The 24,817-nt window shown below is 71.8% G+C and carries 23 protein-coding genes, 1 pseudogene and 2 riboswitches; of the genes and pseudogenes, 7 read left to right on the plus strand and 17 right to left on the minus strand.

The genetic code is table 11. From position 1 onward, the window contains the following. The first annotated feature begins 81 nt into the window (after positions 1-81). Positions 82-708, plus strand: a complete 627-nt coding sequence (locus NHL53_RS04435; protein WP_433775550.1) for an O-methyltransferase — start codon at positions 82-84, stop codon at positions 706-708. 70 nt (positions 709-778) lie between these two features. Here NHL53_RS04435 and NHL53_RS04440 read toward each other — a convergent pair whose 3' ends face one another. The 3 genes from NHL53_RS04440 to dapE form a co-directional block, all read right to left on the minus strand. Further along, positions 779-952, minus strand: coding sequence for a DUF3117 domain-containing protein (locus NHL53_RS04440; RefSeq protein ID WP_433775552.1), 174 nt, complete (start codon positions 950-952; stop codon positions 779-781). 93 nt (positions 953-1,045) lie between these two features. Then, the gene (locus tag NHL53_RS04445; RefSeq protein ID WP_433775554.1) at positions 1,046-2,296 is read right to left on the minus strand and encodes a hypothetical protein; all 1,251 of its coding nucleotides are present in this window, start codon (positions 2,294-2,296) and stop codon (positions 1,046-1,048) included. Next, a complete protein-coding gene (gene dapE / locus NHL53_RS04450) occupies positions 2,278-3,348 on the minus strand; it encodes a succinyl-diaminopimelate desuccinylase (protein ID WP_433775556.1) in 1,071 nt (356 codons plus the stop codon). The genes NHL53_RS04445 and dapE overlap by 19 nt, the downstream gene beginning before the upstream one ends. Positions 3,349-3,405: 57 nt before the next feature. Between dapE and dapD the strand changes: the two genes are divergently transcribed. Beyond that, the gene (dapD, locus tag NHL53_RS04455) at positions 3,406-4,359 is read left to right on the plus strand and encodes a 2,3,4,5-tetrahydropyridine-2,6-dicarboxylate N-succinyltransferase (protein ID WP_433775558.1); all 954 of its coding nucleotides are present in this window, start codon (positions 3,406-3,408) and stop codon (positions 4,357-4,359) included. A 68-nt stretch (positions 4,360-4,427) separates the two neighbouring features. Here the strand turns inward: dapD and NHL53_RS04460 are convergent, their stop codons facing one another. From NHL53_RS04460 to NHL53_RS04505, 10 genes and pseudogenes are all read right to left on the minus strand, one after another. Beyond that, the gene (locus NHL53_RS04460; RefSeq protein WP_433775560.1) at positions 4,428-5,723 is read right to left on the minus strand and encodes a citrate synthase; all 1,296 of its coding nucleotides are present in this window, start codon (positions 5,721-5,723) and stop codon (positions 4,428-4,430) included. A 161-nt stretch (positions 5,724-5,884) separates the two neighbouring features. Next, on the minus strand, positions 5,885-6,994 hold the full coding sequence (dapC, locus tag NHL53_RS04465) for a succinyldiaminopimelate transaminase (RefSeq protein WP_433775562.1): 1,110 nt from the start codon (positions 6,992-6,994) through the stop codon (positions 5,885-5,887). A gap of 8 nt (positions 6,995-7,002) precedes the next feature. Then, a complete protein-coding gene (fdxA, locus tag NHL53_RS04470; protein ID WP_433775564.1) occupies positions 7,003-7,320 on the minus strand; it encodes a ferredoxin in 318 nt (105 codons plus the stop codon). Between the two features lie 48 nt (positions 7,321-7,368). Further along, on the minus strand, positions 7,369-7,770 hold the full coding sequence (locus NHL53_RS04475) for a histidinol dehydrogenase (protein ID WP_433775566.1): 402 nt from the start codon (positions 7,768-7,770) through the stop codon (positions 7,369-7,371). 4 nt (positions 7,771-7,774) lie between these two features. Further along, a complete protein-coding gene (gene typA, locus NHL53_RS04480) occupies positions 7,775-9,679 on the minus strand; it encodes a translational GTPase TypA (protein ID WP_433775568.1) in 1,905 nt (634 codons plus the stop codon). Between the two features lie 85 nt (positions 9,680-9,764). Further along, positions 9,765-10,304: a PH domain-containing protein gene (locus NHL53_RS04485; protein ID WP_433775571.1), complete on the minus strand. Its 540-nt coding sequence runs from the start codon at positions 10,302-10,304 to the stop codon at positions 9,765-9,767. Between the two features lie 72 nt (positions 10,305-10,376). Continuing rightward, on the minus strand, positions 10,377-12,053 hold the full coding sequence (locus tag NHL53_RS04490) for a dipeptide ABC transporter ATP-binding protein (protein ID WP_433775573.1): 1,677 nt from the start codon (positions 12,051-12,053) through the stop codon (positions 10,377-10,379). Next, positions 12,050-12,994, minus strand: coding sequence for an ABC transporter permease (locus NHL53_RS04495; RefSeq protein WP_433775575.1), 945 nt, complete (start codon positions 12,992-12,994; stop codon positions 12,050-12,052). The genes NHL53_RS04490 and NHL53_RS04495 overlap by 4 nt, the downstream gene beginning before the upstream one ends. Then, positions 12,984-13,914: pseudogene (locus NHL53_RS04500) on the minus strand (ABC transporter permease). Before NHL53_RS04500 ends, NHL53_RS04495 begins: the two are co-directional and overlap by 11 nt. A gap of 82 nt (positions 13,915-13,996) precedes the next feature. Further along, positions 13,997-15,466 carry a peptide ABC transporter substrate-binding protein gene (locus NHL53_RS04505; protein ID WP_433775577.1) on the minus strand — a complete coding sequence of 490 codons (1,470 nt, stop codon included), beginning with the start codon at positions 15,464-15,466 and terminating at the stop codon, positions 13,997-13,999. Positions 15,467-15,632: 166 nt separating this feature from the next. On the opposite strand from NHL53_RS04505, the gene NHL53_RS04510 reads away from it, so the two are divergent. From NHL53_RS04510 to NHL53_RS04520, 3 genes are read left to right on the plus strand one after another with little or no spacing between them, the layout of a single operon-like run. Further along, complete coding sequence (locus NHL53_RS04510; protein WP_433775579.1) at positions 15,633-16,403, plus strand: CPBP family intramembrane glutamic endopeptidase; 771 nt, start codon at positions 15,633-15,635, stop codon at positions 16,401-16,403. A 35-nt stretch (positions 16,404-16,438) separates the two neighbouring features. Next, on the plus strand, positions 16,439-16,912 hold the full coding sequence (locus NHL53_RS04515; RefSeq protein WP_433775581.1) for an NUDIX hydrolase: 474 nt from the start codon (positions 16,439-16,441) through the stop codon (positions 16,910-16,912). After that, positions 16,909-17,328: an NUDIX hydrolase gene (locus tag NHL53_RS04520; RefSeq protein WP_433775583.1), complete on the plus strand. Its 420-nt coding sequence runs from the start codon at positions 16,909-16,911 to the stop codon at positions 17,326-17,328. Before NHL53_RS04515 ends, NHL53_RS04520 begins: the two co-directional genes overlap by 4 nt. Before the next feature lie 6 nt (positions 17,329-17,334). Here the strand turns inward: NHL53_RS04520 and NHL53_RS04525 are convergent, their stop codons facing one another. The 4 genes from NHL53_RS04525 to NHL53_RS04540 are packed head-to-tail and all read right to left on the minus strand — an operon-like array spanning position 17,335 to position 22,191. Beyond that, positions 17,335-17,754 carry a GNAT family acetyltransferase gene (locus NHL53_RS04525; RefSeq protein WP_433775585.1) on the minus strand — a complete coding sequence of 140 codons (420 nt, stop codon included), beginning with the start codon at positions 17,752-17,754 and terminating at the stop codon, positions 17,335-17,337. Positions 17,755-17,804: 50 nt separating this feature from the next. Beyond that, positions 17,805-20,648 (minus strand): aminomethyl-transferring glycine dehydrogenase, encoded by a 2,844-nt coding sequence (gcvP, locus tag NHL53_RS04530; protein WP_433775587.1) that lies wholly within the window; start codon positions 20,646-20,648, stop codon positions 17,805-17,807. Beyond that, a complete protein-coding gene (gene gcvH / locus NHL53_RS04535; protein ID WP_433775589.1) occupies positions 20,645-21,025 on the minus strand; it encodes a glycine cleavage system protein GcvH in 381 nt (126 codons plus the stop codon). The genes gcvP and gcvH overlap by 4 nt, the downstream gene beginning before the upstream one ends. Next, positions 21,022-22,191 carry a glycine cleavage system aminomethyltransferase GcvT gene (locus NHL53_RS04540; RefSeq protein WP_433775591.1) on the minus strand — a complete coding sequence of 390 codons (1,170 nt, stop codon included), beginning with the start codon at positions 22,189-22,191 and terminating at the stop codon, positions 21,022-21,024. The genes gcvH and NHL53_RS04540 overlap by 4 nt, the downstream gene beginning before the upstream one ends. Before the next feature lie 43 nt (positions 22,192-22,234). Further along, positions 22,235-22,327, minus strand: a riboswitch (glycine riboswitch). Then, a riboswitch (glycine riboswitch) is annotated at positions 22,328-22,420 on the minus strand. Positions 22,421-22,507: 87 nt separating this feature from the next. Between NHL53_RS04540 and NHL53_RS04545 the strand changes: the two genes are divergently transcribed. Together NHL53_RS04545 and NHL53_RS04550 are read left to right on the plus strand one after the other, a co-directional pair. After that, entirely contained in the window at positions 22,508-23,200 is a 693-nt protein-coding gene (locus tag NHL53_RS04545) for an NUDIX hydrolase (protein ID WP_433775594.1), read from the plus strand. 147 nt (positions 23,201-23,347) lie between these two features. Then, entirely contained in the window at positions 23,348-24,814 is a 1,467-nt protein-coding gene (locus tag NHL53_RS04550; RefSeq protein WP_433775596.1) for an MDR family MFS transporter, read from the plus strand. The last annotated feature ends 3 nt before the right edge of the window (positions 24,815-24,817 follow it).

The following is a 24,817-nucleotide window of genomic DNA, read 5'->3' on the forward strand; positions in this document are numbered from 1 at the left end:
CGTCGTCCCCTGACACGCCCGTCCCGCGAGCGACGCCGCGCCCGCACGGGGGAACGACCGGCGCGGACGTAGGCTGGAGGCATGAGCGACAGCGCCATCTCCCGTTTCGTCCGAGAGGCCGTCGTCGAGCCCGACGTCATCTCCCGCGCGCGGCAGACCGCGCTCGAGCTGGGCGCGCAGCCGATCAGCCCTGCCGTGGGCGCGCAGTGCGCGGTGATCGCCGCATCGGCGCCCGCGCGCGCGATCATCGAGATCGGCACGGGCGCCGGCGTCTCCGGGCTCTGGCTGCTGCACGGCTCCCCCGGCGCGGTGCTCACGACCATCGACGAGGAGCCGGAGCACCTCGCGGCCGCGCGTCAGGCGTTCGCCGCCTCCGGGACGCCGCTGACGCGCGTGCGCTGCATCGCCGGGCGCGCGGCGACCGTGCTGCCCCGCATGAACGAGGGCGCCTACGACGTCGTGATGATCGACGCCGACCCCGAGCACGTGCTCGAGCACGTCGAGCACGGGCTGCGCCTCGCGCGCCCCGGAGGAACGGTGCTCGTGCCCCGCGTCCTCCACGGCGGGCGGGTCGCGGATCCGGTGGCGCGGGATCCGCTGACGGCGGACTACCGCGGCCTCATCGAGGAGACCCTCGGCTCGCCCGGCGTGATCGCGGCGCTCTCGACGGTCGGCGAGGGCCTGCTGCAGATCACCACCGCCCGCTGACGCCGAGACGCGGAGAAGGGCCGGACCCCTCGCGGGATCCGGCCCTTCTCAGCGTTCGAGAGAAGCGGGCTCAGGCTGCGTCCACGACGGCACCCAGCACGTCGTGGAGCTCCTTCGCCTCGTCGTCGTTCACGGATACGACGAGGCGGCCTCCGCCCTCGAGCGGAACGCGAACGATGATGAGGCGCCCCTCCTTGACGGCCTCCATGGGTCCGTCTCCCGTGCGCGGCTTCATAGCAGCCATATGTGGCTCCCCTTCCTGATTGTTCGCTCCCATTTTATCGGTGGAACGCTGATCTCCTAGTTCCGAATCGCTCAAATGACCCCGTGTGAACGCTCAGGGCACGAGCCAGAACGTGTGGCCGTAGCCGTACATCGCCGTGATCCACGTACCCTGGGCGAGGATCCCGCCGGCGAACACGAGGTAGCGGGCCCTGACCGATCGCGCCGTGGCGACGGCGATCGCGCCCGCGAGCGGGGCGAGCGGGAACAGCAGCCGGAAGACGCTCGACTGGGGGAAGAACACGAGCAGCAGGTAGATCGCGTAGGCCGCGCCCCAGGCGTGGACCTCGACGCCGAGCGCGCGGACGGGCCGCGACGACAGGGCCGCGATCGCCCCCGCGAGGAGCAGGACGAGCAGCGCGTACCCCGCCCAGGCCGGGATCCCCCACACGCCGGCCCACGCGTCCGCAGCCTGCAGCCAGCCCTCCGCGGGGAGGAACCCCTCCGCGGCGTCGCCCACCCAGGTGCGGCGCCATGACAGCTCGGTCGCGAGATAGCCGTCGGCCTCGCCGGTCACCCGGCCCACGATCGCGGGCCACGCGAACCCCACGGCGGTCGCGAGGGCGCCGATCGCGAGCACGTGCCCGACCTCGGAGCGGAGGATCGGATCGACGCGGCGGTGCCGCAGCCGGCTGAGGCCCACGAGCGCCAGCGCGAGCGCGAAGGCGAGAACGCCCGGCCGGGTGAACCCCATCGCGGGCACGAGCGCGTACAGCGGCGCCCAGCGGCGCCTCTGCACGCAGAGGAGTGCGGCGAGCAGCAGCGCGAGGAACATCGACTCCGCGTAGGCCACCTGGAACATCGCGGCGAGCGGGCCGAAGGCGACGAGCGCCACGGCGAACATCGCGCTGCGGTCCCCGATCCGGGGCGCGAGCAGCGCGTGCAGGAGCACGCAGACCGCGTACCCGGAGACGAGGGCGATCGCGACGGCGCATCCGGCCCAGGCGTTCGCCACGGCCCAGACGTCGTCGGCGCCCGGCCGCGCCCCGGGGATGAGGGCCGCGGCCCCTCGGGCGATCATCGGGAACAGCGGCATGAAGGCCCACGCGTTCTGCGTCACCATGCCGTCCTCGCCGCGCGGCAGCTCCGTCGGGTAGCCGAAGAGCGCGATCTCGCGATACCACGCCCCGTCCCACGCGACCGCGTAGTCCAGGGGCGTCGCCTCGGCGCCGTGCCGGCCCCAGGCGGGCGCGATCGCCGCGCTCAGCAGCATGAGCGTCGTCGTGATGACGCGCGAGGCCAGATAGACCCCGAGGATCCGCTGCCATGCGGGGCGGGAGACGGGGCTCAGGCTCCCGTCAGCCACGAACGCAGCCCTCGCTCGACCGCCTCGATCTGCGCGACGGGGACCCGCTCCTCGTCGTGGTGAGCGAGCTGGGCGTCGCCGGGCCCGTAGTTGACGGCGGGGATCCCGAGCTCGCTGAAGCGCGCCACGTCCGTCCACCCGTACTTGGGCCTCGCCTCGCCCCCGACCGCGTCGACGAAGGCCCGCGCGAGCGGCGCGTCGAGCCCGGGCCGGGCGCCCGGAGACAGATCGGTGATCTCGATCTCGAAGCCGGAGAACACCTCGCGCACGTGGGCGACGGCCTCGTCCGCGCTCCGGTGCGGCGCGAACCGGTAGTTGACCTCCACCTCGCACAGGTCGGGGATCACGTTGCCCGCGATGCCGCCCGCGATGCGCACCGCGCTGAGCCCCTCGCGGTACGCGAGCCCCTCGACCTCCACGGTCTCCGGCGTGTAGGCCTGGAGGCGCGCGAGGATCGGCGCGGCCGCGTGGATGGCGTTCTCCCCCATCCACCACCTCGCGCTGTGCGAGCGCACCCCGCGCGTGCGGATCGCCGCGCGCAGCGTGCCGTTGCAGCCCCCCTCGACGGCGCCGTTCGAGGGCTCGCCGAGGATCGCGAAGTCTCCCTCGAGCAGCTCAGGGCGCGTGCGCGCCAGGCGCCCGAGGCCGTTCTTCGTCGCCTCGACCTCCTCGTGGTCGTACCAGACCCACGTGATGTCCGCGGACGGATCCGAGAGCTCGGCCGCGAGGGCGAGCTGCACGGCGACGCCCGCCTTCATGTCCACCGTCCCGCGGCCCCACAGGAGCCGCTCCCCGTCCTCGACGACCTCGCGGACGGGGAGGTTGCGGTTGAGGGGGACCGTGTCGATGTGCCCCGCGATGATCACGCGCTGCGCACGGCCGAGCTCGGTGCGCGCGACGATCGCGTCACCCTCCCGCTCGACCGTCAGATGCGGCACGCGGCGGACGGCCTCCTCGATGGCGTCGGCGAGAGCGGCCTCGTCGCCCGAGACGCTCGGGATGTCGCAGATGGCGCGGGTGAGGGAGACGGGGCCAGCGGCGAGATCGAGCATGACACCAGCCTACGTCGGCGGTGCCGGGGAGCCCTCGCGGTTCAGTACCCTGGGGGCATGACTGAGAAGCGCTGGGTGTCCGGCGTCGGCCTCGCGACCATCGCGGCCGACGGCACCGTCCTCGACACGTGGTTCCCGTCCCCGAGCCTGGGCCGGCTCGCCGACCTCGATGCGGACCCCGACCGCGGATCGCTGTCGTCCGAGGCCGGCACCGACGAGCGCCGCGGCGTGTCGACCGAGGTCGTCGCCGTCGAGGCCGACCTCGACGCCCCCGTCGCCTCGACCAAGGACGCGTACCTGCGCCTCCAGGCGCTCTCGCAGCTCCTCGTCGCGCCCAACGAGCTGAGCCTCGAGGGGCTGTTCGGGCACCTGCCGAACAACGCGTGGACCGACGCGGGGCCGATGGTCCCGTCGCAGGCGGCCGCCCATCGCGCCGCGCTGCGGCGGCACGGCCTGCAGATCTACGCGATCGACAAGTTCCCGCGCCTCACCGACTACGTCCAGCCCGAGGGCGTGCGGATCGCCGACACGGCGCGCGTGCGCCTCGGCGCGCATCTCGCCCCCGGCACGGTCGTGATGCACGAGGGCTTCGTGAACTTCAACGCCGGAACGCTCGGCGCCTCGATGGTCGAGGGCCGCATCTCGCAGGGGGTCGTCGTCGGAGACGGCTCGGACATCGGCGGCGGCGCGTCCATCATGGGCACGCTCTCGGGCGGAGGCACGCACCGCGTGTCGATCGGGCAGCGCACGCTGCTCGGCGCGAACTCCGGCATCGGCATCTCCCTCGGCGACGACTGCGTCGTCGAGGCGGGCCTGTACGTGACCGCCGGCACGAAGGTCGTGCTCGCCGACGAGCCGCGCACGGCCGACGGCGCCCCCCAGATCGTGAAGGGCTCGCAGCTGTCCGGCGTGAACGGCGTGCTGTTCATCCGCAACTCGGTCTCGGGCGCGATCGAGGCCCGGAAGCGCGAGGGCGTCGGCGTCACGCTCAACGAGGCGCTGCACGCCTGAGCCTCGACGCGAAGAGCGGCCGCCGACCCCCTCCGGGGCGGCGGCCGCTCTTCGCGAGGCGCGTCTTCTCAGACGCCGGGGTAGCGGCGCTCGTCCGGTCCGATGTAGAGCTGCTGCGGACGGCCGATCTTGCCCTGGCGGTCGAGGTTCTGCTCGCGCCACTGCGCCAGCCAGCCGGGGAGGCGGCCGATCGCGAACAGCACCGTGAACACGCGCGTCGGGAAGCCCATCGCCTTGTAGATGACGCCCGTGTAGAAGTCGACGTTCGGGTAGAGGTTGCGCGACTGGAAGTACTCGTCGCGGAGCGCGATCTCCTCGAGCTCCTTCGCAAGGTCGAGCAGCGGGTCGTTCACCCCGAGCGCCTCGAGGACCTCGTCCGCCGACTGCTTGACGATCTTCGCCCGCGGGTCGTAGTTCTTGTAGACGCGGTGCCCGAAGCCCATGAGCTTCACGCCGTCTTCCTTGTTCTTGACCCGCTCGACGAAGCGCTGCACGCCCTCGCCGGAGTCGCGGATCTGGCCGAGCATCTTCAGCACGGCCTCGTTCGCGCCGCCGTGCAGCGGCCCGGAGAGCGCCTGGATGCCGGCGGAGATCGACGCGAACTGGTCGGCGCCCGTGGATCCCACGAGGCGGACGGTCGACGTCGACGCGTTCTGCTCGTGGTCCTCGTGGAGGATCAGCAGGCGCTCGAGCGCCCGCACCATGACGGGGTCGATCTCGTACGGCTCGCTCATGACGCCGAAGTTGAGACGGAGGAAGTTCTCCACGTAGCTCAGCGAGTTGTCCGGGTACAGGAACGCCTGGCCGATCGACTTCTTGTGCGAGTAGGCCGCGATGACGGGCAGCTTCGCCAGCAGGCGGATGATGTTGAGCTCCACGTGCTCGGGGTTGTCGGGATCGCTCTCGCGCTCGTAGTAGGTCGACAGCGCCGAGGTCGCGCTCGACAGCACCGCCATCGGGTGCGCGCCGTCGGGCAGAGCCGAGAAGAAGCTCTTGAGATCCTCGTGGAGCAGCGTGTGCCGGCGGATCCGCGCGTCGAACTCGGCGAGCTCCGTCGCCGAGGGCAGCTCGCCGTAGATCAGCAGCCAGGCGACCTCGAGGAAGCTCGCGTTCTCCGCGAGCTGCTCGATCGGGTACCCGCGATAGCGGAGGATTCCCTGCTCGCCGTCGATGTAGGTGATCTCCGACTTCGTCGACGCCGTGTTGACGAAGCCGTAGTCGAGGGCGGTGTAGCCCGTCTGTCGGGACAGCGTCGACACGTCGATCGCGGACTTGCCGTCCACGGCCCGCAGCACGGGGAACTCGGCGTGCTTGTCCCCGACCGTCAGTGTGGCCGTCTCCGGCAGGATTCCCGCGTCGCTCACGGCGCCTCCTCGAGGTTTGTGCGTTCGATTGAAGCTGAATGGACGTGCCCGCTCGGGTTCTGCGGGAGGTCCCGGCATAGCCTATCGGTCACAACCGTCTACTGTGAAAATCCGCAACATCTCCCCGACGGACGTCGCGGGATCCCACAACGAGCGAACGCTCAGGCGCCCGCCCGCAGACGGGAGGCCGCCTCGGCGATGCGCGCGTCGGTGGCCGTGAGCGAGATCCTCACGTGCTGCGGGAAGTGCGGCCCGTAGAAGACGCCGGGGCCGGCGAGGATGCCGAGGTCGGCCAGGCGCTCCATGGACTCCCAGGCGCTCCGCCCCTCCGTCGCCCAGAGGTACAGGCCCGCCTCGCTGCGGTCGATGCGGAACCCGGCCGCCTCGAGGGCGGGCTTCAGGACGTCGCGCCGGGCGCGGTACCGCTCGCGCTGCTCGTCGACGTGGGCGTCGTCACCGAGGGCGACCGCCATGGCGTGCTGCACGGGGGCCGGCGGCATGAGCCCGAGATGCTTGCGGTGCCGCAGCAGGGCCGCCACGAGCGTCCGGCATCCGGCGACGAACGCGGCGCGGTAGCCGGCGAGGTTCGACTGCTTGCTCAGCGAGTACACGCTCAGCAGCCCGGAGCGACTCTCCCCCGCGACGCGGGGGTCGAGGATGCTCGGCACGCGCTCGTCGCGCCACGGCCCCTCCCACCCGAGCTCCGCGTAGCACTCGTCGCTCGCGACGACGGCGCCGATCGCGCGGGCCCGCTCGACCACGGCGCGCAGCTCGTCGACGCCGAGCACCCGGCCGTCGGGGTTGCCGGGGCTGTTCACCCAGACCAGCCGGGTTCCCTCCGGCCATTCGTCGGGGTCGTCCGCGGCGACAGGGGTCGCGTCGACGACGCGCGCGCCGACCTCGTAGGTGGGGTAGGCGGCGCGCGGATGCACGACGACGTCCCCCCGGCCCACGCCGAGCAGCAGCGGCAGCAGCGCGACCAGCTCCTTCGAGCCGATGGTCGGCAGCACGTGCTCGGCCGTCAGCCCCTCGACGCCGCGGCGACGGGCGTACCAGGAGGCGATCGCCTCGCGCAGCGCAGGGGTCCCCGCGGTCGTCGGGTAGGCGTGCGCGTCCGTGGCCTCCACGAGCGCGTCGCGCACGATGCGCGGCGTCGGATCGACCGGCGATCCGATCGAGAGGTCGCAGAGCCCTCCGGGGTGGCGATGCGCGCGCTCGCGCAGCGGCTCCACCTGGTCCCAGGGGTAGTCGTCGAGGTCGGCGATGCCCATCTCGCGCCCTACGCCTGCGGGGGAAGCGCGGAGATGACGGGGTGGTCCTTCGGGATCACGCCGATCTTGGCGGCGCCGCCGGGAGATCCGAGATCGTCGAAGAACTCCACGTTGGCCTTGTAGTAGTCCTGCCACTCGTCCGGGAGGTCGTCCTCGTAGTAGATCGCCTCGACCGGGCACACCGGCTCGCACGCCCCGCAGTCCACGCACTCATCCGGATGGATGTACAGGCTGCGCTCGCCCTCGTAGATGCAGTCGACCGGACACTCATCGATGCACGCGCGGTCCTTGACGTCCACGCAGGGAAGGGCGATCACGTAAGTCACACCCGCCATTCTACGCCGCGCGCCTTCGGGGCGCCCCGAAGGCGCGCCTTACTCGGAGGGCGCGCGGAGCGCCCGGAGACGACGGGCGTCCGGCCAGGCGACGACGATCAGCACGATCCCCGCGAGGAGGAACATCCACACCATGCCGACCGGGAACTCCCCCGCCGCCGCCTGCGGGACGACGACGGATCCGCCGGGGCCGCGCCCCGAGAAGAGCGCGAGCGCGGCGAGCATGCCGAGCCCCGCCGAGATGACCGCGCCGCGGTCGTCGACGAGGAGGCGGATCGCGAGGAGCAGGGCGAGGCAGGCGACCGCCGCGACGATCAGCCCCGCGGGAAGCCATCCGCCCACCGTGAACGGGTGGGTGATGGTGCCCGCGGTGCCGAACACGGCGCCCGCGACGAGGGCGAGCGCCCACCCCGCGACGCGCGCGACGACCGCCGTGCCCACGTTCTCAGCCCCGGCGCTTGAGGCGGGCGGTCTCGCGCGCGCGCAGGGTCTGGTCGAGGACGACCTTGCGGATGCGGACGACCTCGGGCGTCACCTCGACGCACTCGTCGTCGGCGGCGAACTCGAGCGACTCCTCGAGCGACAGCTGACGCGGCGGCGTGAGCGACTCGAAGGAGTCGGCCGTCGCCGAACGCATGTTCGTCAGCTTCTTCTCCTTCGTGATGTTGACGTCCATGTCGTCGGCGCGCGAGTTCTCTCCGATGACCATGCCCTCGTAGACCTCCTCCGTCGGCTTGACGAAGAACGACATGCGCTCCTGGAGGGCGATCATCGCGAACGGCGTCACGACGCCGGCGCGGTCGGCGACGATCGATCCGGCCTGGCGGGCCGTGATCTGACCCGCCCACTCGCCGTAGCCGGCCGCGAGGGAGTTCGCGATGCCGGTGCCGCGCGTGAGGGACAGGAACTGGGTGCGGAAGCCGATCAGGCCGCGCGACGGGACGACGAACTCCATGCGGATCCAGCCCGTGCCGTTGTTGACCATGCCCTCCATGCGGCCCTTGCGGGCGGCGAGGAGCTGCGTGATCGCGCCGAGGTGCTCCTCGGGGGTGTCGATCGTGAGGTTCTCGAACGGCTCGAGGAGCTTGCCGTTCTCGTCCTTGCGGGTGACGACCTGCGGCTTGCCGACGGTCAGCTCGAAGCCCTCGCGGCGCATGTTCTCGACGAGGATCGCGAGCTGCAGCTCGCCGCGGCCCTGCACCTCCCACGCGTCGGGCTGGCCGATGTCGAGCACGCGGATCGACATGTTGCCGATGAGCTCGCGGTCGAGGCGGTCCTTCACCATGCGCGCGGTGAGCTTGTGGCCCTTGACCTTGCCGACGAGCGGCGAGGTGTTGGTGCCGATCGTCATCGAGATCGAGGGCTGGTCGATCTCGATGAGCGGCAGCGGTCGCACGTCCTCGGGGTCGGCGATCGTCTCGCCGATCATGATGTCCTCGAAGCCCGCGATGACCGCGATGTCGCCGGGGCCCGCCTGCTCGGCCGGGTAGCGGGTCAGCGCCTTCGTCATCTGCAGCTCGGTGATGCGCGCGTTCTGCGTCGTGCCGTCCTGGCGCACCCACGCGACCGTCTGGCCCTTCTTCAGCGTGCCGTTGAAGACGCGCAGCAGCGCGAGGCGGCCGAGGAACGACGAGGAGTCGAGGTTCGTGACCCACGCCTGCAGGGGCGCCTCGTCGTCGTAGGTCGGCGCGGGGACGTGCTCGAGGATCGCCTCGAACAGTGGCTCGAGGTCGTCGTTGTCGGGCAGGTCGCCGTCGGCGGGGCGGTTCGTGCTCGCGGCGCCCGCACGGCCGGAGGCGTACACGACGGGCACGTCGAGGAGCGCGTCGACGTCGAGGTCGGGCACGTCGTCCTGCAGGTCGCTCGCGAGGCCGAGGAGGAGATCCTGGGCCTCGCCCTCGACCTCCTCGATGCGCGCGTCGGGGCGGTCGGTCTTGTTGACGAGGAGGATCACGGGCAGCTTCGCCTCGAGCGCCTTGCGCAGCACGAAGCGGGTCTGCGGCAGCGGGCCCTCCGAGGCGTCGACGAGCAGGACCACGCCGTCGACCATGGACAGCGCGCGCTCGACCTCGCCGCCGAAGTCGGCGTGGCCGGGGGTGTCCACGACGTTGATCGTGATCGGAGACTCGGTGTGCGCCCCGTTGTAGGTGATGGCGGTGTTCTTCGCGAGAATGGTGATGCCCTTCTCGCGCTCGAGGTCGTTCGAGTCCATCGCCCGCTCATCCACGTGCTGGTGCTCGCCGAACGACCCGGTCTGCCGCAGCATGGCGTCGACGAGCGTGGTCTTTCCGTGGTCGACGTGAGCGACGATCGCGACGTTGCGGAGATCGGAACGGTGGGCAAGCGCCATGAGCGGCCTTTCAGATGGAGGACGCCCCGGATCCGGGACGTTCCATCGTAACGCGTGCGCCCGAGACGCTCTCCCAGACTGCCGCTCAGCCGACCGCGGGGCCGCCCGTGATCGCGAGCGCTCCGCCCGCCCAGATGACGATGACGACGAGCGCGGCGATCGCGCGCACGTCCCAGGTGCGGACGACCTCGCCGCCCGTCCCCCGCGACCGCTCGTGCAGCTCAGAGAGCAGCTCCGCCTGCTCGACCGCGCGGTCGGGCCCCATGCGCTTCACCGTGATGTGCAGACGGCGCCCGGCCCCGCCCCACGCCGTGACCGTCCCGCCGTCGCGGAGGCGGAACTCCGTCTGGTAGCGCAGGCGCACCTCCTCGACGGCCGTCCAGGGGATCTCGACGATGCGCAGCACGTTCTGCAGCCGCACCCCCTTCTCGTCGGCGACGATCCGCGGCAGCTCCTGGAAGATCCACACGAGCCAGATGACGAGGAGCATCCACGGCGCGATGAGGAAGGCGTCGAACCAGCCGGCGCGCACGACGACGTCGCCGAGCAGGAAGACGCACAGGGCGCTCACCGCGATGAGCCACACCCGGCCCGCGGACTGGCGGAAGACGAGGGATTCTGGCATGCCCACCAGCCTATGCAGAGCGCGCTGGGCGTCCTCCCCTTTTCGGGAGGACGCCCAGCGGATCGGAGGCCCTCAGGCCCCGAGCGCGAGATCCGCGCCCGGGATCGCCTCGAGGAGGCGCCGCGTGTACTCCTCGGACGGATTCGCGAACACGGTGTCGACGGACCCCTTCTCGACGATGCGCCCCTTCTCCATCACGCACACGAGGTCCGCGGCGACGCGCACGACCGCGAGGTCGTGGGTGATGAAGAGGTACGTGAGCCCCAGCTCCTCCTGCAGCTCCGTGAGGAGCTTGAGGATCTGGTCCTGCACGAGCACGTCGAGCGCCGAGACGGCCTCGTCGAGCACGACGACGTCGGGCTTGAGCGCGAGAGCGCGCGCGATGGCGATGCGCTGACGCTGGGCGCCCGAGAGCTCGTTCGGATACCGGGTGGCGAGGCTCTGCGGCAGCGCCACCTGATCGAGCAGCTCGAGCACGCGAGCGCGTCGCGCCGCCGGGTCGCCCATACCGTGGATGCGCAGCGGCTCCGCGACGAGGGCGCCGATGGAGCGCAGCGGATCGAGGGACCCGTACGGGTCCTGGAACACCGGCTGCATGCGCCCGCGCAGCGCGAAGAGCTCCCGCCGCGACATGCCCGTCACGTCGACGCCGTCGATCAGCACCTCGCCGCCCGTCGGCTTCTCGAGCTGCAGCACCATCTTCGCGACCGTCGACTTGCCGGATCCGGACTCCCCGACGAGCACGAGGGTGCTCCCCTTCGGGATCTGGAACGACACGTCGTCGACCGCGCGGAACGGCTCGCTGCGGAACCCGCCCCGGCGGATGCGGTACTCCTTCACGAGGCCGCGGACCTCGACGACGGGCGCGGCCTCGCTCAGCACCTCGGTCGTCGTCTCGAGCGCCTCCTCGACCGCCTGCACCTGGATGCGCTGCGACGCGAGGCTGGGGGCCGCCGCGACGAGGCGCCGCGTGTACGGGTGCCGGGGGTTCTGGAGGATCTCGCGGCTCGGACCGGACTCGACGATCTCGCCCTGGTTCATGACGACGATCCGGTCGGCCCGGTCGGCCGCGAGGCCGAGGTCGTGCGTGATGAGCAGCATCGACGTGCCGCCCTCGCAGATGCGGCTCGCGAGGTGGTCGAGGATGACCCTCTGCACCGTCACGTCGAGCGCGCTCGTCGGCTCGTCGGCGATGAGCAGCTGCGGATCGGCGGCGAGGCCGATGCCGATGAGCGTGCGCTGGCGCATGCCGCCCGAGAACTGATGCGGGAACTGGTGCAGGCACCGCTCGGCGTCCGCGAGCCCCGCGTTCTGCAGGACCTCGATCGCGAGGCGCTCGACGTCCTTCCGCCCCGTCGCGAGGCCGTTCGCCCGGATCGTCTCCTTGACGTGGAAGCCGATCGACCACACGGGGGTGAGGTTCGACATCGGGTCCTGGGGCACGTAGCCGATCTGGCGACCGCGGATGTTCGCCATCTCCGCGGGCGTGGCCGTGGTCAGCTCGCGCCCCTCGAACGTGATCGACCCGCCCGTCACCTCGCCCGTGCCGGGCAGGAGGTCGATGATCGCCGAGGCTGTCGTCGACTTGCCGGATCCGGACTCGCCGACGATCGCCACCGACTCGCCGGGGAAGATGTCGAGGTCGACGCCGTGCACGACCTCGCGCTGCTTCTTCCCCGTTCCGAACGAGATGCGCAGGCCGCGCACGCTGACGAGGGGCTGGGCCATGCTCTTCCGTTCCGTGGTCATCGCTGGGCCCTCGCCTTCGGGTCGAGCGCGTCGCGCAGGAGCTCGCCGAGGGTGATGAAGGCGAGCACCGTGAGGCCGAGCGCGAGCGACGGCCAGATGAGCGAGCCGGGCGCCGTGTGGATCGCCGTCTGCGCCTCGCTGATGTCCGCTCCCCACGAGATCGTGGGGTGCGGCAGGCCGATGCCGAGCCACGAGAGGGTCGCCTCGGCGACGATCGAGTGGCCGAGCGTGATCGTCGCGACGACGGTCACGGGAGTGAGGGCGTTCGGCAGCACGTGCACGACGAGCGTGCGGAACCGGCTCATGCCGAGCGCGATCGACGCGATCACGTAGTCGGACTGCTTCACCCGCAGCACCTCGGCGCGCACGATGCGCGCCGTGGACGCCCAGGCGAAGCCGCCGATCGCGAAGGCGAGGATGAACTCGTTCTTCACCGGCATGACCGACATCACCACGATGCCCGCGATGATGTAGGGGATCGTGAAGAAGATGTCGCCGACGCGCGAGAGCAGCGAGTCGACCCAGCCGCCGTAGAAGGCCGCGATCGTGCCCATCACGACGCCGAGCACCGTGCTGATCACGGTCGCGAGGAGCCCGACCATGATCGAGGTGCGCGCGCCCCACGCGATGCGCGCCCACACGTCGCAGCCCTGGCGGGTGAAGCCGAGCGGGTGCCCGGGCGCGGGGCCCGCGTTGCTGCTGCCCAGCTGGCAGCCCGCCGCCGGGGCCACGGGCGTGAACAGCCCTGGCCAGGCGGCCAACAGCGCGAACACGGCGACGAGCGCGAGCGAGATCCAGAACAGCGGGCGCTTGCGCAGATCCCGCCAGGCGTCGAGCCACAGCGTGCTGCGCTTCTCGGAGACGCGGACCTCGTCGACGACGACCGTGGTCGTCTCGACGGGCGCGACGTCGTGCGCGTTCTTCTGCGCATCACGTGACATAGCGGATCCTCGGGTCGAGCACACCGTAGAGCAGGTCGATGGCGAGGTTGACGAAGACGTACAGGATCACGAACACCGTCACGAACGACACCACGGTCTGGTTGTCGCCGCGCAGGATCGCCTGGTAGAGCGTGTTCCCGACGCCGGGCACGTTGAAGATCGCCTCGGTGACGGTCGCGCCGACCATGAGCACGCCGAACTGGGTGCCCATGTCGGTGACGGTCGGGATGAGAGAGTTGCGCATGACGTGCACGGGCAGCACGCGGCGACGGGGCAGGCCCTTCGCGTACGCGGTGCGCACCCCGTCCTGACCGAGCGTCTCGATCGTGGACGAGCGCGTGAGGCGCATGCTCGCGGCGTAGATGCTGATCGCGAGCGTGATGGCGGGCAGCCAGAGGTTGCCCCACCCGGCGTGGGCCCCCACGGTCGGCGAGAACCGCCCGAGCTGCACGCCGAACACCTGCTGCGCGAGCAGGCCGACGACGAAGATCGGCACCGCGACGAAGATCAGCGCGATGACGAGCATGAGGTTGTCGAGGATCCCGCCCTTGCGCAGCGCCGAGACGGTGCCGATGACGACCGCGAGCACGAGCGCGATGGCGACCGCCATGACGGCCAGCCGCAGGGTGACGGGGGAACGTGCGGGCGAGCACGTCCGAGATGTCCTGCCGCGCGAACGTCTGCCCCGGATCTCCCTGGAACACGTTGGACAGGTACGTGATGTACTGGACGATGAACGGCTGATCGAGGCCGTACTGCTGGCGAAGCGCCTCGACCTGTTCCGGCCTCGGCGTCTTCTCTCCGAACATCGCGACGACGGGATCTCCCGGCATCGCGAACACCATGAAGTAGATCAGCAGCGTCGCCCCGAAGAACACAGGGATCACCTGCAGCACTCTTCGGAGGATGTAAGCGACCATCCTTGCGGTCCTTCCTCTTCTTGACGTGTCAGCGGAGGCGGTGGCGCGAAGCCACCGCCCCCCGGATGAGGTCGCGCGGGCGTCAGCCCTTCGTGACCTCGTGGTAGAGGGGAACCGAGTTCCAGCCGAACTCGACGTTGTCGACGTTCTCGCTGTGCGCGCCGGTCGTCTGCTGGTACCACAGCGGGATGACGCGGAGATCCTCCAGCAGCACGCTCTGCGCCTGCGTGAAGAGCTCGTTCGCCTCGTCGGCGTCGGTCGACGAGATGCCGTCCGCGAGCAGCGAGTCGAAGTCCTCCGACGAGTAGTCGCCGTCGTTCGATCCGGCGCCCGTCGCGTAGAGCGGGCCGAGGAAGTTGTACAGACCCGGGTAGTCGGCCTGCCATCCCGTGCGGAACGCCGACTCGATCTGGCAGCTCGTGATCTCGTTGCGGAACTCCTGGAACGTCGGGTACGGCGCGCCGGCCGCGTCGATGTCGAGGTTGTTCACGAGCTGGTTGGCGACGGCGTCGACCCAGCCCTGGTGGCTCGAGTCGGAGTGGTAGCCGATCTCGAAGGTGCCATCGAAGGGGCTGATGGCGTCGGCCTCTGCCCACAGCTCGGCGGCCTTCTCGGGGTCGAACTGCAGGACCTCGTTGCCCGGGACGTCCTCCGTGAACCCGTCGACGACGGGCGACGTGAAGTCGGTCATCGAGCTGCGGGTGCCCTCGAAGATGACCTCCGCGATCTCGTCGCGGTCGATCGCCATCGAGATCGCCTGGCGACGCAGGTCGCCCTCCTCGCCCGAGAAGTGCTCGAGGCGCTCCGGGATGGTGATGGTCTGGTTCAGCGCGGCGGGCTGGTTGATGGCCCGGCCCTCGAACTCCGACTCGAAGCTCGCGAGCTGCGTCTCCGGGATGTTGTCGAGGATGTCGAGGCCGTTGCCGACCGGGTTCTGGCCGAACGCGTCCGTGTCCTCGAACGCTGCGTCGGGCAGCGGGTAGGAGGCCGAGTAGCCGAGGCGCTGCGCGAAGTCGGAGGCCGGCTTGTTGAGCGTGATCGTGAACGGGTAGTCGTCGACCTGCTCGAGGCCCGAGAGCTCCTCGACGTTCTCGTCCCCCCTGAAGCCCTCGATGTCCTCGAAGAAGTAGCTGGAGAGGTGCGCGTTGTCGAGCGCGGCGCCGTAGTTCCAGGCCTTGATGAAGTTATCTGCCGTGACCTCCTCGCCGTCGGTGAAGGTCAGGCCCTCGCGGATCTTGACCGTCAGCTCGGTCGGCGAGTCGACCGTGATCTCCTCGGCCACGTCGTTGACGGCCGCACCCGAGGCGTCGTACGAGACGAGGCCCGCGAAGAGGCTGTCGACGATCTTGCCGCCGCCGACCTCGTTCGTGTTCGTCGGGATGAGGGGGTTCTGCGGCTCGGTGCCGTTGACGCGGATGACGCCGTCGCCCGCGGCTCCGTCGCCGCCCGCGCTGCCGCCTTCTCCGCCGCCGTCGCTCCTGCAGCCGGCGAGGACGAGCGCGCCGACGCCGAGCAGGCCGACGCCGGCCAGAGCGATCTTGTTTCGCTTCACGTGTTTCTCCTTGAGAGGGGGAATCGCGTCCGCAGGGACCGCATCTGCGGTGAGCGGACGAGGCACCACGCGCCCGCGCGTGCGATCCGCCTCTTCCCCGACGCATGGCGGAGAACACGGGCATTCTGCGATGCCTCTCCGATAACGCTGTGGCACGCTGTCTCCCGTGACCAGCCCAGCCTCCCCCTCCCCCGTGCCCCGCGAGCTGCGCGTGCGCCTCGCGTGGGAGGTGGGCATCGTCCTCTTCCTCTCGATCGGCAAGCAGGCGGTCCTGTCCGTGCTGCAGTTCGCCCGCGCGCTGACGCGGGAGGAGCGGCTCGCCGACCAGACCGCCGCGCTGAACCCCGTGCGCGCCGACGCGGCCGCGTGGGACGCGGTCTTCCGCGTCGCGAACGTCTTCTTCGACCTGTGCCTCGTCGCCCTCGTCGTGTACCTCCTCTGGGAGCCGGGACGCAGCGCCCTGCGGCGGATCGGACTCGACCTCCGCGGGTTCGGGAGGGACCTCGGCGTCGCCGTGCTGCTCGTCGCCGGCATCGGGATCCCCGGGCTGGCGCTGTATGCCGGCAGCCGCGTGCTGGGGCTCACGGTGCAGGTCGAGGCGGCAGCCGCCGTCCCCAGCTGGATGATCCCGCTGCTGCTCCTCTCGGCCCTCCGAGCGGGCCTCCTCGAGGAGGTCATCCTCAACGGGTACCTCGTGACGCGCCTCGAGCAGCTCGCGTGGTCGCCGTGGCGGATCCTCGCGGGCATCGCGCTGCTGCGCGGCCTGTACCACCTGTACCAGGGACCGGCGATGGCGGCGGGCAACGTCGTGATGGGCATCGTTTTCGGCCTCGTCTTCCTCCGCACGCGCCGCGTCATGCCGCTCGTGATCGCGCATGCCCTCATCGACGCGATCGCGTTCGTGGGCTACCCCCTCGCCGCGCCGTTCCTCCCCTGACGCCCCGCCTCCCCGCGCGACGTAGGCTGATCCCCATGCCGACACCCGACTTCGTCCTGCGTCTGAGAGAGCGGATCGGGCACGATCCGCTGTGGATGATCGGCGTGACCGCCGTCGTCGTGCGCGGCGACGACGTGCTGCTCGTCGAACGGGCCGACAACGGCCGCGTCACCCCCGTCACCGGCATCGTCGACCCCGGCGAGGAGCCGGCCGTCGCGGCGCTCCGCGAGGTCCGCGAGGAGGCGGGCATCGTCGCGGAGGCCGAGGAGATCGCGTGGATCCACGCGACGCCCCCGATGGTGCACGCCAACGGCGACCGCGCGCAGTACCTCGACATCGTCGTGCGCTGCCGTGCCACCGAGGGCGAGCCCCACCCCGCCGACGGCGAGAACACGCGCGCCTGGTGGTGCCCCGCCCACGCGCTCGAGGCCGCGGGCGTCGACGCGGAGATGCGGGAGCGGATCACGGTGGCGCGCGAGCACGCGGGGTCCGTGAGGTTCGCACGATGATCGACCACGAGAACCGCGTCATCCACGTGAGCGCCGTCGTGCTCCGCCATCCGACGACGGGGCGGATCCTCAGCGTCCGCAAGCGCGGCACGACGATGTTCATGCAGCCGGGCGGCAAGCCCGAGCCCGGCGAGACGGCCGTCGAGGCCGCGGTGCGCGAGATCCGCGAGGAGCTCGGCGTCGACCTCGACGCGTCCGCGCTGCTGCCGCTCGGAACCTTCGAGGCGCCGGCCGCTAACGAGGGCGGCTACGCGGTGCGCGGCACCGTGTTCACGCACCCGCCCGTCGACCGCGTCGCCCCGGCGGCGGAGATCGAGGAGATCCGCTGGGTCGACGACACGGCGCCCCTCGGCCCGGAGTTCGCCCCGCTCATGGTCGACCGCATCGTGCCCGCCCTCCACGCGGCAGGGCGCTGACCCGGCTCAGGCGTCGGCGATGAGGCGGCGGCCCGCGACGACGACGGTCTCGCGCCCGTACCCGAGATCGGCGTACCAGTCGAGGACGCCCTCGTTGCCCTCGCGCACCATGAGCATCACCTTCGGGCATCCCAGCGCCTCGAGCCTCCGCTCGGCCTCGCGCACGAGCCCCCGGCCGATCCCCGCGCCGCCGCGCGTGCTCGCCAGGTAGGACATCCATCCGCGGTGGCCGTCGTAGCCCGCCATGACCGTGCCGACCAGCTCGCCCTCCTCGTCGGCGACGAGCAGCAGGTCCGGCCACGTCTCCCTGGCGCGGCGGATGTCCGCGCGCGGGTCGTTCCACGGCCGCGTCAGCCCGCGCCGCTCCCAGAGCGCCACCGCGCTCTCGACGTCGGCATCGGCGAGGGGGCGGATCGAGATCGTCACGGCACGAGCGTATCGGGCGGACGCCGTCCCCCGCGGCGCCCGCCCGGCGCTCAGGAGGCGAACGCGCGAGGGTCGGGACAGGAGCACACGAGGTTGCGGTCTCCGTGCGCCTGATCCACTCTCCGCACGGGCGGCCAGTACTTCCCCTCGCGTCCCGCGGGGAACACGGCGGTCTCGCGCGAGTACGGGTGCGCCCACGCGTCCGTCGCGATCGACGCGGCCGTGTGCGGCGCGTTCACGAGGGGGTTGTCGTCGGCGGGCCATTCGCCGCGGCCGACGCGGTCCGCCTCCTCCCGGATCGCGAGCATCGCGTCGGCGAACCGGTCGAGCTCCGGGAGGTCCTCCGACTCGGTCGGCTCGACCATCAGCGTCCCGGCGACGGGGAACGACATCGTCGGAGCGTGGAAGCCGTAGTCGACGAGGCGCTTCGCGACGTCGTCGACCATGATGCCCGTCTCCGCGCGCAGCGGGCGCAGGTCGACGATGCACTCGTGCGCGACGCGTCCCGACCGCCCCGTGTAGAGGATCGGATAGGCGGGCGCGAGGCGCGCGGCGAGGTAGTTCGCCGCGAGCACGGCCGCATCCGTCGCCTCCCGCAGGCCGCCCCTGCCGAGCATCCGGATGTACGCCCAGGTGATGGGCAGGATGCTCGGCGATCCGTAGGGGGCCGCGGAGACGGGTCCGATGCCGGCTCGGGGCTCCTGCGCCTGGTCGTGCGAGGGCAGGAAGGGCGCGAGGTGCGCCTTCGCGGCGACGGGGCCCACGCCCGGTCCCCCTCCCCCGTGCGGGATGGCGAACGTCTTGTGCAGGTTGAGGTGCGAGACGTCGCCGCCGAGATCGCCGAAGCGGGTGTGGCCGACGAGCGCGTTGAGGTTCGCGCCGTCGATGTACACCTGCCCGCCGGCCGCGTGCACGGCTGCCGTGATGTCGAGCACGCCCTCCTCGTACACGCCGTGGGTCGACGGATAGGTGATCATGAGCGCCGCCAGGCGCGGCCCGTGCTCCGCGATCTTCGCCTCCAGATCGGAGAGGTCGACGTCGCCCTGCGCGTCGCACGCGACCACCACGACGCGCATCCCAGCGAGCACCGCGGACGCCGCGTTGGTCCCGTGCGCCGAGGCGGGGATGAGGCACACGTCGCGGTCCGCGTCGCCGCGCGAGCGATGGAACCCGCGGATCGCGAGGAGCCCCGCGAGCTCTCCCTGGGATCCCGCGTTCGGCTGCAGCGACACGGCGTCGTAGCCCGTGAGGTCGGCGAGCCAGCTCTCCAGCTGGGCGATCAGCGCGAGGAAGCCGTCGACGTCGTCGCGGGGCGCGAACGGGTGGATCCGCGCGAACTCCGGCCAGGAGACGGCCTGCATGGCGCTCGCCGGGTTGAGCTTCATGGTGCACGACCCGAGCGGGATCATGCCGCGATCGAGCGCGTAGTCGCGGTCGGCGAGACGACGGAGGTACCGCATCATCGCCGTCTCCGAGCGGTGCGCGTGGAACACGGGGTGCGCGAGGATCTCGTCGTCGCGCAGGAGCGCCGCGGGGATCGCGGGCGCCGCCTCGTCGCCCGCGTCGCCCGCGGCGCCGAACGCCTCCCTGACCGCGCGGAGGTCGGCGTCGGTCGTCGCCTCGCCCACGGAGACGCCCACCGTGTCGTCGTCCGCGGCCAGCAGCAGCACGCCGCGCTCGCGCGCGTCGGCCACGATCTCCACGGCGCGTCCGGGCACGCGCACGCGGACCGTGTCGAAGAAGGCGTCGCAGACGACCTCGGCGCCCGACGCGGCGAGCGCGTCGCGCAGGGAGGCGGCGCGGGAGGCGACGCGGGAGGCGATCCGCCTCAGCCCGTCTGGCCCGTGGAACACGGCGTACATCGCGGCCATCACGGCGAGGAGCACCTGCGCGGTGCAGATGTTGCTCGTCGCCTTCTCCCGGCGGATGTGCTGCTCGCGGGTCTGCAGGGCGAGCCGGTGGGCGACGTTCCCGTCCGCGTCGCGGGAGACGCCGACGAGGCGTCCCGGCAGCTGGCGCTCGAGGCCCGAGCGCACGGCCATGAACCCGGCGTGGGGGCCGCCGAAGCCCAGGGGCACGCCGAAGCGCTGCGTGGATCCGACGACGATGTCCGCCCCCATCTCGCCGGGAGAGCGCAGGAGCACGAGCGCGAGGGGATCGGCGGCGACGACCGCCTGCGCGCCCGCCGCGTGCGCGGCCGCGATCGCGGGCTCGGGGTCCCAGACCCGCCCCGACGCGCCGGGGTACTGCGCGAGCACGCCGAAGACCCCCTCCGGGATCTCGTCGCCCGCGGCGAGGTCGGTCTCGACCAGCTCGACGCCGACCGCCTCGGCGCGCGTGCGCAGCACGGCCTTCGTCTGGGGAAGCGCGTCGGCGTCGACGACGAACCGGGTCGCGGTCGAGCCCCGCACCGCGCGCCGCGCGAGGAGCATCGCCTCGACGACGGCCGTCGCCTCGTCGAGCATCGACGCGTTCGCGATCGGCAGCCCCGCGAGGTCCGCCGTCATGGTCTGGAAGTTCAGCAGGGCCTCGAGCCGTCCCTGGGAGATCTCGGGCTGGTACGGGGTGTACGCCGTGTACCAGGACGGGTTCTCGAAGACGCCCCGCAGGATCACCGAGGGCGTGAGGGCGTCGCTGTATCCGAGGCCGATCATCGGCGTCCGCACGGCGTTCCGCGCCGCGAGCGCCCGCAGCTCGGCGAGCGCCTCCGCCTCGGAGGCGCCCTCCTCCGGCACGGCGCCCGTCTGCCGATCCCCGCGGATCGCCGACGGGATCGCGGCGTCGGCGACGGCCGCAGCGGGATCGCCCTCCGCGTCGAGCCCGATGGCGCGGATCATGCGCTCGCGCGCCGCCCGGTCGGTTCCGATGTGGCGCGCGGCGAATCCTCCGGTCACGCCTCTCCTCCCGTCAGGCGCACGTAGGCGGCGCGGTCGAGGAGCCCGGAGGGCGCCGCCGCGACGCGCGCGCGGACGAGCCAGCCGTCGCCGAACGGGTCGGCGTTCACGACGCTCGGGTCGGCGTCGACGGCGTCGTTCACGGCGACGACCTCGCCGTCGACGGGGGCGTAGAGCTCGGAGACCGACTTGGTCGACTCGATCTCCCCCATCACCTGGTCTCGCGAGAGGGCGGCGCCGACGGCGGGGAGGTCGACGAAGACGACGTCGCCGAGCTGCTCGGCGGCGTGGTCGGTGACGCCGATCGTCACGATGTCCCCGTCGACGGAGATCCACTCGTGCTCGGACGTGTACGAAAGGGCGGTGAGGTCGGTCATCTCTGGCTCCGGTGGTAGAAGGGAAGCGCCGTCGGGGCGGCGGGGACGAGGGTGCCGCGCACCTCGATGGCGAGGTCGTCGGCGTCGCGGACGTCGGGGTCCACGTAGGCCATCGCGATGGGGTGTCCGAGGGTGGGGCTGAGCGCGCCGCTCGTCACCTCTCCGACGACGCGGTCGCCGCGGCGCACCGGATATCCGGCGCGGCCGGCGCGGCGCCCCTCGCTCGCGAGGCCGACGAGCACGCGGGCCTCCGGGCGCGCGGCGAGCGCCGCCTCCCCGACGAATCCGGTCTTGTCCGACGGGATGATCCGTCCGAGCCCCGCCTGCGCCGGGGTCGTGTCGCGGGTGAGCTCGTGTCCGCAGAGCGGCATGCCGGCCTCGAGGCGCAGCGTGTCGCGGGCGGCGAGGCCGGCCGGAGCGAGACCGTGCGGCTCGCCCGCCGCGAGCAGCTCCCGCCAGAGCGCGACCGCCCGATCGGCGGGGACGAGCAGCTCGAAGCCGTCCTCTCCCGTGTACCCGGTGCGGGCCACGATCGCCGGCGCCCCGTCGTAGAGCGCGTCCGTCCAGGCGTAGCCGCGCAGCTCGGCGGGCGGCTGCGACGCCTCGGTCAGCCCCGCGACGGACGCGAGGATCCGCACGGATGCGGGTCCCTGCAGGGCGAGGAGCGCGTAGGCGTCCGACACGTCCTCCACCTCGGCCTCCGGCTGCCCGACGACGACGGCGAACGATCCGTCCTCTCCGGCGCGAGGCCGCGCGGCCGGTCCGGACGCGCGCTCGGCGAGCGCCGCGCCGACGACGTCGCGGTGGGCGGCGTTGGCGACGATGAGGAAGCGGTCGTCCGCGAGCCGGTACGCGATGAGGTCGTCGAGGACGCCCCCGCTCTCGTCGAGGAGCATGGTGTACTTCGCCCGTCCGACCGTCATCGCCGACAGGCGCCCGGCGAGCGCGCGGTCGAGGAACGCGCCCGCGCCGGCCCCCGTGACGAGGAACTCGGCCATGTGCGAGACGTCGAACAGGCCGGCGGCCTCGCGCACAGCGCGATGCTCGGCGAGGTCGGAGGTGTAGCGCACCGGCATGCGCCATCCGCCGAAGTCGGTGAACACGGCCCCCAGCGCGGCGTGCTCGGCGGCGAGCGGCGTCTCGCGGGGAGGGGTCGGTGAGGTCATCGGGAGCTCTCTTCCGTTCGTCGGATGCCACGCTCGTGGCGAGAACTCCCCCTCTGTCATGGGCCTGAGAGCTTCGACGCGTCCTCGCGCCTTTCACCGTCGGCGGCCGCGCGAGGCGGCGCTTTCCAGAGCGGCCCGATCCGGCGCGGTATGTGCACCTGAGAGATTGGCGGGGAGGCTTGCTCCTTCGGTGACCGGGCTGCGCCCGGTGCTCTCCCGCGCGGATCGTGGGGCCTTATGCGGTTGTGAGGACAGCGTACCCCCCGAAGGCGCGGCGCTCTCCGGCCTCGGCGCGATCGCTCGATAGTGTCGTCACGTGCAGCCCGCCCACGACGATGCGATCCGCGTGGCCGTGTCGACCGTGATCTTCTCCCTCCGATCCGGCGACGACGGCGATGTCCTGACGATCCCGCTCGTGCGCCGCACGCGCGAGCCGCACCGGGGCCAGTGGGCCGTGCCAGGGGGCTGGCTGGCGACGGACGAGGATCTGCGCGACGCCGCCTCCCGCACGCTCGCGGAGACGACGGGTCTCTCCCCGAGCTGGCTCGAGCAGCTCTACACGTTCGGCGAGATCGATCGCTCCCCCGGCCGGGTCGTGTCGATCGTGTACTGGGCTCTGCTGCGCAGCGACCTCGTCGAGGCCCAGCGGTCCGCGGCGGGCGCCCCCGAGAACGTCGAGTGGTTCGCGGTCGACGACCTGCCTGACCTCGCCTTCGATCATCGCCTCCTCGTCGACTACGCGATCTGGCGGCTGCGCAACAAGGTCGGGTACAGCCGGATCGCCGCGGGTCTCCTGCCGGACGAGTTCACCCTCGCCGAGCTCCGCGCGGTGTACGAGACGGTGCTCGGCCGCCGCCTCGATCCGTCGAACTTCCGCCGCCTGATCGAGGGATCCGAGGCGCTCGTGCCGACCGACGCGTTCCGCACCGGCGCGCACCGCCCCGCGCGTCTGTTCCGCTGGGACGCGGAGGTGGAGCTCGCGGACAGGGGTCCCGTCGGGCACGGCTGACCGGACGGCGCACGGCCTTCCGGAGAATATCCCGCAGAGGGGAATCTCCCCGGTGCCGCCGCGGTTATGCTGGAACGTCCGCCTGCGAGGAGCCGTCTGAGAGCTCCTGCCCGAGGCGGTCTCGCCTCCTCTTCCTCGGAGACCTCTGTGACGACCGACACCGGAACCACGCGCGCGCAGCCCGCGCCCCACGATGCGATCGACCCCGCCGGGATGCGGGTGATCTGGCTGCTGCTCATCGCCGCGTTCGTGGCGATCCTCAACGAGACGACGATGGCGATCGCCATCCCCGCGCTCAACGAGTCCCTCGGCATCCCGCCCGAGCAGGGGCAGTGGCTCACGAGCGCGTTCATGCTGACCATGGCGGTCGTGATCCCCACGACCGGCTTCCTGCTGCAGCGGTTCACGACGCGACAGGTCTTCCTCGCCGCGATCACGCTCTTCTCGCTCGGCACGGCGATCTGCCTCGTCTCCCCCGGCTTCCTGCTGCTGCTCGTCGGCCGCGTCGTGCAGGCCGCGGGCACGGGCATCATGATGCCGCTGCTCATGACGACCATGATGAACGTCGTGCCCGCGCACTCGCGCGGCCGCATGATGGGCCGCGTGGGCCTCGTCATGTCGCTCGCGCCCGCGATCGGCCCGACCATGTCGGGGATCGTGCTCGACTCCCTCGGCTGGCGCTGGCTGTTCGGCATCGTGCTGCCCATCGCGGTCGTCGCGCTCGCGATCGGCGCGCGGTGGATGACGAACCTCGGCGAGACGACCCACGCGCCGATCGACGTGCTCTCGATCATCCTGTCGGCGTTCGCGTTCGGCGGGATCGTGTTCGGGCTCAGCCAGCTCGGCGGAGGACACGGCGGAGACGCCCCTGCGGGGTCCGCCGCCCTCCCCTGGATCATCATCGTCGGGGGCGCCGTGTTCCTGGCGCTGTTCGTGTGGCGGCAGATCGCGCTGCAGAAGAAGGACGACGCGCTGCTGGATCTGCGGGTCTTCCGGTCGCGCAACTTCGTCGTCGCGGTCGTCATCATGGCGGTCGTGGCGCTGGCGATGTTCGGCACCTTCTCGCTCCTGCCGCTCTACCTGCAGAACGTCGCGGGGCTCGAGGCGACCGAGGCGGGTCTCGTGCTGCTGCCCGGCTCGATCCTCATGGGCCTCCTCGGTCCCGTGATGGGCCGGATCTACGATGCGCGCGGTCCGAAGACCCTGCTCGTGCCGGGCACGATCATGATCGCCGCCGCGATGTTCACGTACTCGACCGTCGGGGCGCACACGCCGACGATCTTCCTCGTGGCCGTGCAGATGGTGATGTCGCTCGGCCTCGCCGCGTCGTTCACGCCGCTGTTCTCCGCGTCCCTCGGCTCGCTGGAGCGGCGCCTGTACTCGCACGGCTCCGCGGCCCTCAACACGCTGCAGCAGGTGGCGGGCGCGGCGGGCACCGCGCTGCTCATCTCGATCTACTCGTCCTTCCTGCACGCGGGCGAGCAGGCGGGGCTCGACGCGTCGACGGCGGGCGAGCCCGGCGCCCGCGCCGCGTTCCTCGTCGCGGCCTGCATCGCGCTCGCGCCGGTCGTGCTGGCCTTCTTCATCCGCAAGCCGGAGGACCAGGAGCACTGACCC

The organism is Microbacterium sp. gxy059 (assembly GCF_050958665.1).
Classification (GTDB): Bacteria; Actinomycetota; Actinomycetes; order Actinomycetales; family Microbacteriaceae; genus Microbacterium.